Here is an 11214-nt window from a genome sequence, read left to right as displayed (position 1 = left end):
GGTCAGCGTTTGAGGCGGCCGACGAGGAACCGGACGGGCCGAAGGAGGCGGCTCGCGAGGCCGCGCAGGCGGTAGTGCGACGTCATCTGCCGCCGGATCGCCGCCTGTTGCGGGAAGCCCGGGCCCCGGTACAGCGCGGGGATCCGGGCCTTGCTGTGGCCCTGGAGGTGGAGCGCGTGGAAGCGGACGTCCTCCCCAGTCCGGAGGTTCTTGCCCACGGGCGCTCCCTCCTCCCACCGGATCGCCTTGGCCCCGCCGTGGACGACGTACTCGCCCGGCCACTCGTTCGCGGCCTCGCCGACGTTGTGGTCGAACGCGGCCCCGTCGCGGACGGACAGCAGGTTGACGATCTCGTCCGGCCACGCACCCTCCGGACCGAACGTGTCGGTCACGTAGAGGTAGAGCGTGGTCATGTCGCAGACGCCGCCCGGAAGCCCCTCGTCGAGGTGGTGCCGCCACTTCTCCTCGTAGCGAGCGCGAGCTCCCGCCTCGGCGAACGACCGGACGACGTAGTCGCAGAAGTCGCCGAGCCGCTCGCGCGTCCAGTACGAGACGTGGGCCGAGGTCGTCCACCCGAGCGGCGGCTGCTCGCGGGGGTGGGCGACGCCGAGCGACGCGCCGCCGAGGTGCGTCCGGCGGATCTCGGCCTCGGTCGCGTACAGGAGAACGTCCGAGTCGAGGACGAGCACGTCGTCGAGCCCCTCCGCCTCGACGAACGCGCGGAGGCGGAACCACCGCTCGTAGCACCCGAGCTCGAACGAGGCCCGGTTCGTCGAGTAGTGGCGGTACACGTCGGCGACCTCGGCCGTCGCCGCGCGGTAGGCCGGCGCCGTCGCGTCGACGTGGCGGACGAACGGGAACCGGTCGTTGTCGGCGTCGCCGAGCAGGACGACGTCGGCCTCCGGGTCCGCCGTGCGCGCCTGGCGGAGCGTGAACTCGAGGTACGGGCTGTAGCCCTGGTGGACGAAGACGAGCGCCACTACGCCGTCCCGGTCGACCCGAACCCTCCGGCCCCGCGCTCGGTCGCGTCGAGCGACTCGCTCGGCACGAACCGAACGGGCACGTAGCGCGCGACGACGAGCTGCGCGATCCGCTCGCCGCGCGTGACCTCGAACGGCGCCTTCCCATGGTTGACGAGGAGCACGCCGACCTCCCCACGGTACCCGCTGTCGATCGTCCCCGGGCTGTTGAGGACCGTCACGCCGTGCTTGAACGCGAGGCCGGAGCGCGGGCGGACCTGGCCCTCGGTGCCGGTCGGCAGCGCGATCTGGAGGCCGGTCGGGACGAGGGCGTGGTCTCCGGGGCCGAGCACGACCGGTTCCGCCTCGGGCACGGCGGCGCGGAGGTCGAGCCCGGCCGCGTCGGGCGTGGCGTGGGCGGGGAGCGCGAGGCCTTCCCCGTGCGGAAGGACGGTGACGCGGACGTCGGTGAGATCGGTCATGCCCCAAAGAAAACGCCCCGCCGGCGGCCGGCGCCGGCGGGGCGTGCGAAGAATCCGGGCGACCGCCTCGGCGACCCCACGAGGGGACCGAGGCGGGCGAGGTCAGGCCGCGGCGGGCGTGTCGCTGGCCTGCGCCATCATCCGCTTGAGCGGGCCGGCGAAGAAGAAGAACGCGACGCCGGCCGCGATGGCGATGGCCGCCACTAGGCCCATGAACGCCGGGAGGTCGAGCGTGTCGTAGAACCCGGCGATCGAGCCGGCGATAAAGTTGCCGACCGACGCGCCGAGGAACCACACGCCCATCATGAGCGACGAGACGCGCGCGGGCGCCAGCTTCGTCGTCGCGCTGAGGCCGACCGGCGAGAGCGTCAGCTCGCCGAGCGTGTGGAGCAGGTACGTCAGGACGAGCCACCACGGCGAGGCGTCCCCGTCGGCCGCCGCGAGCCCGGCACCGACCATCGTCACGAACCCGAGGCCGAGGAGCACGAGGCCCATCCCGAACTTCGTCGCCGTCGAAGGGTCGGCGTTCCGCCGCGCGAGCGCCGTCCAGATCATGGCGACGAACGGGGCGATCGTGAAGATGAAGAACGCGTTCAGCGACTGGAACCACGCGGCCGGGACCGTGTCGCCGTCCTGGAGGCCGGGGATCCACTGGAGCCAGCCCGGGAGGCTCCTGTCGGTCTGGTTCTCGGCGAACAGGTTGAGGCTCGACCCGGCCTGCTCGAACGCCGCCAGGAAGACGGCGTAGCCGAGGAACAGGAGGATGATCATCCACAGCCGCTTCTTCTCGCCCTCCGTCCAGTACGGCCGCGTGAGGAGCCACGCGAACAGGCCGACCGTGATCGTGAGCAGGAGAACGGTGTAGATCCCCTGGATGACGCCGTTCGTGGCCGGAACGACGCCGGCGAGCATGAGCGCGGCGAGCCCGCCGAAGAACACGACCGTGCCGGCGAGCCCCTTCCAGAACAGGCTCCGCGACGCGTCGCGCTCCGCCTCGGCCTCCGCCGTCAGCTTCCCGACCTCACCGAGTTGGTTGCCGAAGATGAGGTACACGATCACGCCGATCAGCATCCCGACGCCGGCCGCGGCGAACCCGTAGTGCCACCCGTAGTTGACGGCGAGCGCGCCGCAGATCAGCGGGGCGGCAAACGCGCCGATGTTGATTCCCATGTAGAACAGGGTGAACCCGGCGTCGCGGCGGCCGTCCTCGGGGCCATAGAGCTGGCCCACCATGACCGAGATGTTCGGCTTGAGGAGCCCGGTGCCCAGGATGATGAGTCCGAGCCCCCCGTAGAACGTGGGGATCGAGTCGAAGGCCATCGTGAAGTGGCCGGCCGTGATGAGGATGCCGCCGTAGAGCACGCTCTGGCGCTGCCCCAGAATCCGGTCGGCGATCCACCCTCCCGGCAGGTTCGCGAGGTACACGAGCGACGTGTAGAGCCCGTAGACCAACGCCGAGGTCCCGACGTCGTAGCCCAGCCCACCGTCGACGGTCTCGGCCGTCATGAACAGGATGAGGAGGGCCCGCATCCCGTAGTAAGACGCCCGCTCGAAGAGCTCGGTAAAGAACAGGTTCGAGAGCCCGAGGGGGTGGCCGAAGAACCGCGTGTCGTTCGCGGAGAGGGCGCCGGTGGCGGTAGAGCCGCCCATCGCGGCGATCTCGCGGGCGGCGAGGTCGCTCGCGCCCTCGGCGTCGGGTCCTTTGCTCATATCGGTGGGGTCTGTTGGGGAAAACCGGACGGGCGAAGATAGCGGAGGGCCTACCCGAGCCCCAGAGCCGCGCAGGGGGCGCCCGACGTCACGGTCGGCGGAGGCCGCCGGCGAGCACGCGGGCCGCGAGCGCGTGCGGCGCCCGGCCCTCGGCGTCGAGCTCCCGGACCGCCTCGGCGAGCGTGTCGGCCCGGCCGCCGGTCCAGAAGTCGCGCCGCCAGTGGCCCTCGACGAGCCGCCGGACGCGCCGCCGCAGCCGCTCGGCCCGGATCTCGTCCCACCGCGCCGCCAGCCGCGCTCGGTGTCCGTCGAGGGCCTCCACGAGCGCGCCGAGGCCGTCGCCCTCGAGCGCCGACGCCTTCACCACCGCCGGCGCCTCGACGTCGCGGAGGTGGAGCGTCGCCCGGAGCGCCCGGACGAGGTTCGAGGCCTCCGGCTTGTCGGCCTTGTTGACGCAGAACACGTCGGCGACCTCCATGAGCCCGGCCTTCATGGCCTGCACGGCGTCGCCGGACTCCGGGACGAGGACGACGAGCGTCGTGTCGGTCGCCTCGGCCACGTCGATCTCGCCCTGCCCCACGCCGACGGTCTCGACCAGCACGATGTCGTAGCCCGCCGCGTCGAGCACGTCGCAGGCCGCCTCGGTCGCCTCGCTCAGCCCACCGAGCGCGCCGCGCGCCGCCAGCGACCGGACGAACACGCCGTCGTCCTCGGCATGGCGGTCCATCCGGACGCGGTCGCCGAGGAGCGCCCCGCCCGTGAACGGGCTCGACGGGTCGACCGCGACGACGGCCACGGTCTCGCCGCGCTCGCGGAAGGCGGTCACCAGCCGGTCGGTGAGCGTCGACTTGCCGGCCCCGGGCGGGCCGGTGATCCCGATCCGCCACGCGCGGCCGGTGTGCGGATAGAGCGCGTCGACGAGCGCGTCCGCGCCGGGCAGCCCGTTCTCGACGGCCGTGAGGGCGCGGGCCACGGCGCGGCGCTGGCCGTCACGGACGGCGGAGTCGAGATCGGAGGCGTCGGACACGGACAGGAGATGGGAGACGGGAGACTGAAGTTCGCAGGCGCACGCCGGCTCCGCCCGCCTCGGCGCCGAGGCGGGCGGAGCCGCGGGGGAACTCTCCATCCCCGATCCTCCATCCTCTTCCCTCGCCCCCTCTAGCTTTCCCGCCCCTCTCCCCGCAGACCCATGGCCGACGCCCGCCTGACCCCCATCGACGCCCCCACCCACGGCGACCGCACCGACACGTGCGGCGCGCTCCGCGAGGGCGACGCCGGCCGGACCGTCGTGCTCAAGGGCTGGGTCGACCAGCTCCGCAACTTCGGCGGGCTCAACTTTGTCGACCTCCGCGACCGCTACGGCCTCACGCAGCTCGTCTTCTCGCCGGAGCTCAACAAGGACCTCGCCGACCTCGCCGAGAAGCTCCGGATGGAGGACGTGATCTCGGCCAAGGGCGAGGTCCGCGTGCGGGAGCGGAAGAACCCGGAGATGGCGACGGGCGACGTCGAGGTCTACGTCACCGACGTCGAGGTGCTGGCGGTGAGCGAGCCCACGCCGTTCGTCGTGAGCGAGAACGACCCGAAGGCGACGCGGCCGGGCGAGGACCTCGCGCTGCAGTACCGCTACCTCGCCCTCCGGAAGGCGCGGCTCCAGCACAACCTGATGCTCCGGTCGAAGCTGTACCAGAGCGTCCGGAGCTACTTCCACGCCCACGAGTTCGCCGAGGTCGAGACGCCGGTCCTCATGAAGTCGACGCCGGAGGGCGCGCGGGACTACCTCGTGCCGAGCCGCGTCCACCCCGGCCGGTTCTACGCGCTCCCGCAGAGCCCGCAGACGTACAAGCAGATCCTGATGATGGCGGGCTTCGACCGCTACGTCCAGATCACGAAGTGCTTCCGCGACGAGGACCTCCGCGCCGACCGTCAGCCGGAGTTCACGCAGATCGACGTCGAGATGGCGTTCGCGACGGAGGAGATGATCTACGGCCTCGTCGAGGGGCTCATTCAGCAGGTCTGGAAGGACACGCGCGGGATCGAGATCGAGGCGCCGTTCCCGCGGATGCCGTACGCCGAGGCCATCCGCCGCTTCGGCTCCGACAAGCCCGACCTCCGCTTCGGCATGGAGATCGCCGACGTCTCGGAGCAGGTCGAGGGCTCCGGGTTCAAGGTGTTCGACTCGATCCTCGACGACGGCGGCGCCGTCGTGGCGATCCGCGTCGAGGGGGAGGGCGACCGCGGCCGGAAGCCGATGGACAAGCTCGACAAGGACGTCGTCCGCAAGCAGATCGGCGCCGGCGGCCTCTTCTACGCCAAGCTCCCGAGCGACGGCTCCGACTTTAGCCAGTCGGTCAAGGACGAGGTCTTCGGCCGCGACAAGATGCAGGCCGTCATCGACGCCGTCGGCGCCGAGGCGGGCGACCTCGTGCTCGTGCTGGCGGGCCCGCAGCCCAAGGTCTTCGAGCAGATGGGCGGCCTCCGCCTCCACATGGCGAAGGAGACCGGGCTCATCCCCGAGGGCGCCGACGGGCCGTGGGAGTTCCTCTGGGTGACCGACTTCCCGCTCCTCGAGTGGGACGAGGAGAGCGGGCGCTACCACGCCATGCACCACCCGTTCACGGCGCCGACCGGCGAGGACATCGGGAAGCTCCAGAGCGACCCCGGCGCCGTGCGGAGCCAGGCCTACGACCTCGTGCTCAACGGGTCCGAGATCGGCGGCGGCTCGATCCGCATCCACCGCTCGGACGTCCAGTCGCGCATGTTCGAGCTGCTCGGCATCGACGCCGAGGAAGCCCGGCGCCGGTTCGGCTTCCTCCTCGACGCGCTGAAGTACGGGGCCCCACCGCACGGCGGCATCGCCCTCGGTCTCGACCGCCTCGTGATGCTGCTCACCGGCGCCTCGTCGCTCCGCGACGTCATCGCGTTCCCCAAGACGCAGCAGGCCACCGAGCTCATGTCGAGCGCGCCCGACTACGTCGACGCGCAGCAGCTCAAGGAGCTCCACATCGACACGACGGCCGAGACGCCCCAGGTCCACACCACGCGGCCGGTCGCCGAGGACCCGACGTAGGGCCGCCCACGGCGCCACACGATCAACGTCTCCCTCCCCCACCGGAGACTCCGGCTGTGCCCACCTCGGCGCCGAGGTGGGCGCAGCCGGGGGTGTGAAGTCATCTGATGAATCGAGCTAGCTTCCGGGTCCCGCCACCGGAAGCCCTCCCATGACGCCTCGGCTCGCCCTCGCGGCTCTCGCCCTCCTCGCGCCGCTCGCCGCCCGCGCCCAGTTCGTCGACGACTTCGACGACGGCGACGTCGCGGGGTGGGACTTCTTCACCGGCGACGGCGACGCCACGATGGACTTCGAGGCCCGCGACGGCGTCGCCCGGATGTCGGTCGACGCCACGGCCGACCGGCACAACGTGTGGTGGGCCATCCTCAAGCGGCCTGTCTCGGAGTTCGTGGATCTGGAGCGGCTCGCGGAGCCCGGCACCGAGCTCCGCGTCGAGGCCCGGATCCGGCTCTCGGACGCGCCGCGTCGGGTCAACGTCATGATCAACACGAACCGGACGACGGACTTCCACGAGCACCTCGCGGAGTACGACGTAGCGGACACCGACTGGCACACGATCAGCTACACCACGACGGACCTCGACGTCCGCCCAGGCGACACGCTCTACGTCCAGCTCGGCATGACGGACTGGGGCCTTGGGACGTACCACCTCGACCTCGACGCGTACCGGGCCGAGGTCGTCGACACGCCGGCCGCGCCGGACCTGGGGGAGCCCCTCCCCTACCACCCGCCGACGCCGCCCGTGACGTCGTTCGCCCACCACCTCGCGGCGGCGCACGACGCGCCGATCCGCCCCGACGAGCCGGACGTGGCCTTCGGCGACTGGCGGGCCTACGATGGCGACCGCGCCGTGCCGGTGCTGTCCGTCGGCGGTGACCAGTGGGCCGTGCTCCGATGGGACCTCGGCGGCCTCGACGGCGCGACGGCCGACGGGCCCGGCCTCCTCACGCTCACGACGCACTCGGTGGCCCGCGGCGGCGGCTACGTCGCCGAGTACGGAGAGGATCTCGGGATGGAGTTCGGGAAGGTCCGCGTGGTCGAGGTCCTCGGCGGCGACCCCGACTGGGACGACGCGACCGTTACCTACGACCGCCTCCTCGACGGGCGGCCGCTGGACGAAGCAATCAACGGGCAGATGATCTTCGACACCGACGTCGCGCCCGGCGGGGGCACGACGACCGTCACGATCTCGCGGCCTGTCCTCCAGCGGATCCTCGACGGGACCACGACGGGCCTGCTCCTCCGCCCGCTCGGCGCGATCCACGCCGCGTTCTACGCCACGGAGCACGAGGACGAGGCCGCCCGCCCGACGCTCCATTTTTCGACCCGGTAGCCCTGGCCCCTCCCGCCTCGGTTCCGAGGCGGGCCTAGCCGTCCTCCTCTGATTCCATGATTCGCGCCCTCGCCTGCGCCGCGCTCGCCGCTCTTCTCGCCCTCCCCCCGCTCGCCCAAGACGCCGCGATCCACGTCTGGGAGGTTCACGAGGTCACGTTTCAGGCCGAGGGCGACTACGGCAACCCGTACGCCGACGTCACGGCATGGGTCGACCTCGACGGTCCGGGCTTCTCGGAGCGCGTCTACGCCTTCTGGGACGGCGGCGACACGTGGCGCGTCCGCCTGACGGCGCCGGCGCCGGGCGAGTGGACGTGGACGAGCGGCTCCGACCCGGAGGACGCCGGCCTCGGCGGGCGCACGGGCGCCTTCACAGCCGAGGCGTGGACCGAGGCGGAGAAAGCCGCCAACCCGACGCGGCACGGGTTCGTCCGCTCGACGCCGAACGGCCGGGCGCTCCAGCACGCCGATGGGACGCCGTTCTTCATGGTCGGCGACACGTGGCTGGCCGGCTCGACGTGGCGGCTCCCGTTCCGCGGCGCGCCCGCGCCCCCCGACTACGTGCCCGGCCCCGGCATCGGGTTCGAGGACGCCGTGGCGTACCGGAAGCGCCAGGGGTTCAACTCGGTCAGCATGATCGCCGCGTTCCCCAACTGGGAGGCCGACCTCAACCCTAGCACCCACGCCAACGAGGACGGCGTCTACCTCCGCAACGCGTGGGAAAAGTGGGGCTACGACGTGGCCGACGGGCCGGGCGTCGACGCCTCGGGCGGCGACAGCTACTGGGGCACGCTGACGGCCAAGAACATGCGCGACGAGGTCGGCAACGTGCCGTTCGCGCCGTCCGAAGACCACGAGGGGCTGTCGGACTTCGACCGGATCAACCCGGCCTACTTCCAGAGCCTCGACCGGAAGATGGACCACCTCGCCGAAGAGGGGTTCGTCCCGCTCATCGAGACCGTCCGCCGCGACGTGGGGCCGTCGTGGAAGGCGTACTTCGACTTCGACGAGAGCTTCGCGCGCTACGTCCAGTACCTCGTCTCGCGCTACGGCGCGCACAACGTGGTCTTCAGCGGGGTCCACCTCGACTGGATCCCCGAGGACTTCAGCCTGACGGCCGAGGAGTGGAACGCGGCCCTGACGTACCACCTCGAGACGTACGGCCCGCCGCCGTTCGGCCAGCCGGTGACGGCGCTCATCGACGACACGACGCTCGGCACGTTCGGGCACGGCGACGCGGTCCCGTGGCTGACGATGCACAGCGTCGGCAACAAGCCGCGCGACCACGGGGTGGCGGACTCGCTGGCGGCCATCTTCCGGCTCGACCCGCCACTCCCGGCCATCAACTTCGAGCCGTACTACACGGGCTGGGACCACGAGATCAACAAGCCCGCTGGCGAGCGGCCGCCGGCCAACTCGGACCGCGACAACTACTTCGCCCGCGCCCAGATGTACGGGTCGGTGCTGGCCGGCGGCCTCTCGGGCCACGTCCACGGGACGGCGGCCTACGACCTGACCTCGACCGGCGAGCCGGCCGGCGGGCGGCCCCACGTCTGGGACGCCCTCCGCTACCGCTCGGCCGAGTTCATGGCGCCGCTCGCCGCCTTCGTGCTGTCGGAGGGAGCGGCGTACCAGGATCTGGTGTTGGCCCGCGACGACATCCGCCCGAACGCGGCGCCCGGCGCGCCGCCGAACGGCCTCGACGGCTGGAGCTACATGATGCGGACGCCCGACCGCCGCCTCGCGCTCCTCTACTTCGAGCATGGCGCCGCCCTCCCCACGCTCCACGGCTTCGCGCCCGGCGCGACGCACACCCTCCGCTGGGTCGACCCGACGACCGGCGAGGCCCACGCGCCCGTCCCGCTCGTGGCCGATGCCGACGGCGTGCTCCAGCCGCCGCCGTTCCCCGAGACGGACCGTCCGTTCGCCGACTGGGCCGCGAAGATCGTCGCCGACTAGCCCACGACTCCGTCTGCCTCGGCCCTTCCCTTCGGCTCCGCTCAGCGGGGCCACCGAGGCGGAGACACCCGACCCGCCATGCCGACCGTCCAGAACCCCATCCTGCCGGGCTTCCACCCGGACCCGTCCATCGTCCGCGTCGGCGACGACTACTACGTCGCGACGTCGACGTTCGAGTGGTACCCGGGCGTCAAGATCTCGCACTCGAAGGATCTCGTGCATTGGCGGACCGCCGGGTACGCGGTCACGCGGCCGTCGCAGCTCGACCTCCGCGGCCGGCCGAACTCGGGCGGCGTCTGGGCCCCCGCGCTTACGTACGCCGATGGGCAGTTCTGGCTCATCTACACCGACGTCCGCGACTGGTCGGGCCGGTTCAAAGACGCGCACAACTACCTCATCACGGCGCCGAGCATCGAGGGCCCGTGGTCGGAGCCCGTCTATCTCAACAGCTCCGGCTTCGACCCGTCGCTGTTCCACGACGACGACGGGCGGAAGTGGCTCGTCAACATGCTCTGGGACCACCGGGCCAACCACAACCCGTTCGGCGGCATCCTCCTCCAGGAGTACGACCCGGAGCAGAAGAAGCTCGTCGGCCCGATCACGACCATCTTCGAGGGGACGGAGCTCGGGCTCGTCGAGGGGCCCCACCTCTACACGATCGACGGCTGGTATTACTTGCTGACGGCCGAGGGCGGGACGTTCACGACGCACGCCGAGTCCGTCGCGCGGTCCCGCCAGATCGAGGGACCGTACGAGGTGATGCCGGGCAACCCGCTCGTCACGAGCGCGCACGATCCGGGGCTCCGGCTTCAGTCGGCCGGGCACGGGAGCCTCGTCCAGCACGCGGATGGAAGCTGGGGCTTCGTCCACCTCTGCCGGCGGCCGCTCGAGAACGGCCGGTCGGTCCTGGGCCGCGAGACGGCGTATCAGGCGGTCCGCTGGGAGGACGGCTGGCCGCGACTGGCGACCGGGGGCGTCGAGCCGCAGGTGGCCGTCGAGGGGCCGGATCTGGAGCCGCACCCGTGGCCGGAGCCGCCCGCCCGCGACGACTTCGACGGCGACGCGCTCGGCCTCGAGTGGAACTCGCCTCGGATCGTGACGAGCGAGATCGCCCGCCTCGACGCGCGCCCCGGATACCTGCGCCTCGGAGGCCGGGAGAGCATCGTCTCCAACTTCGAGCAGGCGCTCGTGGCCCGGCGGCTGGACGCGTTCCACGTCGAGGCCTCGACGTGCGTCGAGTTCGAGCCCGAGTCGTTCCAGCAGATGGCCGGGCTCGTCGCGTTCTACAGCACCGACAGCTTCTACTACCTCCACCTCTCGCGGGCCGCGCACGCCGAGAAGGCGCTCGCCCTCATGCGCTGCGAGCGCGGCCAGGTGAGCTTCCCCGTCGAGAAGGAGTTCCCGCTCGACGGGCACGACCGCGTGCTCCTCAAGCTGGAGATCGAGGGCGACCGGATCCGCTTTTTCTACTCCGTCGACGGCGAGCAGTGGGGCGCCATGGGCGGGGAGCAGGACGCCTCGATCCTGTCCGACGAGCACGCCGTCCCGGCCTTCGGGTTTACGGGCGCCTTCGTCGGCATGGCGTGCCACGACCTGACGGGCCGCCGGGAACACGCGGACTTCGACTGGTTCGAGTACCGCCGGCTCTGACGTCGTGCCCCCCCTCCACCTCGGCGGCTCCCCTGAGCGAAGCCGAAGGGCCGAG

Annotated in this window: 8 protein-coding genes; 4 read left to right on the top strand and 4 right to left on the bottom strand. The window is 71.7% G+C overall.

Annotation, left to right across the window (positions count from 1 at the left end):
- Nucleotides 1–2 precede the first annotated feature (2 nt).
- The 4 genes from BSZ37_RS08805 to meaB all read right to left on the bottom strand — a co-directional run bounded on the left by BSZ37_RS08805 (nt 3) and on the right by meaB (nt 4178).
- Nucleotides 3–980, bottom strand: a complete 978-nt coding sequence (locus BSZ37_RS08805; protein ID WP_095510197.1) for a hypothetical protein — start codon at nt 978–980, stop codon at nt 3–5.
- Nucleotides 980–1441, bottom strand: coding sequence for a dUTP diphosphatase (gene dut / locus BSZ37_RS08800; RefSeq protein ID WP_095510196.1), 462 nt, complete (start codon nt 1439–1441; stop codon nt 980–982). Before dut ends, BSZ37_RS08805 begins: the two co-directional genes overlap by 1 nt.
- Before the next feature lie 102 nt (nt 1442–1543).
- Nucleotides 1544–3151: a peptide MFS transporter gene (locus BSZ37_RS08795; RefSeq protein ID WP_095510195.1), complete on the bottom strand. Its 1608-nt coding sequence runs from the start codon at nt 3149–3151 to the stop codon at nt 1544–1546.
- Nucleotides 3152–3239: 88 nt separating this feature from the next.
- Complete coding sequence (gene meaB / locus BSZ37_RS08790; RefSeq protein WP_218830453.1) at nt 3240–4178, bottom strand: methylmalonyl Co-A mutase-associated GTPase MeaB; 939 nt, start codon at nt 4176–4178, stop codon at nt 3240–3242.
- 162 nt (nt 4179–4340) lie between these two features.
- Between meaB and aspS the strand changes: the two genes are divergently transcribed.
- The 4 genes from aspS (at nt 4341) to BSZ37_RS08770 (ending at nt 11159) form a co-directional block, all read left to right on the top strand.
- Nucleotides 4341–6218, top strand: coding sequence for an aspartate--tRNA ligase (gene aspS, locus BSZ37_RS08785; protein ID WP_095510193.1), 1878 nt, complete (start codon nt 4341–4343; stop codon nt 6216–6218).
- Between the two features lie 151 nt (nt 6219–6369).
- A complete protein-coding gene (locus BSZ37_RS08780; RefSeq protein ID WP_095510192.1) occupies nt 6370–7551 on the top strand; it encodes a hypothetical protein in 1182 nt (393 codons plus the stop codon).
- Between the two features lie 56 nt (nt 7552–7607).
- Entirely contained in the window at nt 7608–9509 is a 1902-nt protein-coding gene (locus BSZ37_RS08775; RefSeq protein WP_095510191.1) for a DUF5060 domain-containing protein, read from the top strand.
- 78 nt (nt 9510–9587) lie between these two features.
- Nucleotides 9588–11159 (top strand): glycoside hydrolase family 43 protein, encoded by a 1572-nt coding sequence (locus BSZ37_RS08770; RefSeq protein ID WP_095510190.1) that lies wholly within the window; start codon nt 9588–9590, stop codon nt 11157–11159.
- The last annotated feature ends 55 nt before the right edge of the window (nt 11160–11214 follow it).

It is taken from the genome of Rubrivirga marina, from assembly GCF_002283365.1.
In the GTDB taxonomy this organism is placed as follows: Bacteria; Bacteroidota; Rhodothermia; order Rhodothermales; family Rubricoccaceae; genus Rubrivirga; species Rubrivirga marina.
This window is presented reverse-complemented; position numbering and strand designations above follow the sequence as displayed.

Excerpts from the sequence above, each read along its gene's own strand:
- BSZ37_RS08795 (WP_095510195.1), bottom strand. The coding sequence starts at position 3,151 with ATGAGCAAAGGACCCGACGCCGAGGGCGCGAGCGACCTCGCCGCCCGC.
- BSZ37_RS08775 (WP_095510191.1), top strand. The coding sequence starts at position 7,608 with ATGATTCGCGCCCTCGCCTGCGCCGCGCTCGCCGCTCTTCTCGCCCTC.
- aspS (WP_095510193.1), top strand. The coding sequence starts at position 4,341 with ATGGCCGACGCCCGCCTGACCCCCATCGACGCCCCCACCCACGGCGAC.
- BSZ37_RS08780 (WP_095510192.1), top strand. The coding sequence starts at position 6,370 with ATGACGCCTCGGCTCGCCCTCGCGGCTCTCGCCCTCCTCGCGCCGCTC.
- dut (WP_095510196.1), bottom strand. The coding sequence starts at position 1,441 with ATGACCGATCTCACCGACGTCCGCGTCACCGTCCTTCCGCACGGGGAA.
- BSZ37_RS08770 (WP_095510190.1), top strand. The coding sequence starts at position 9,588 with ATGCCGACCGTCCAGAACCCCATCCTGCCGGGCTTCCACCCGGACCCG.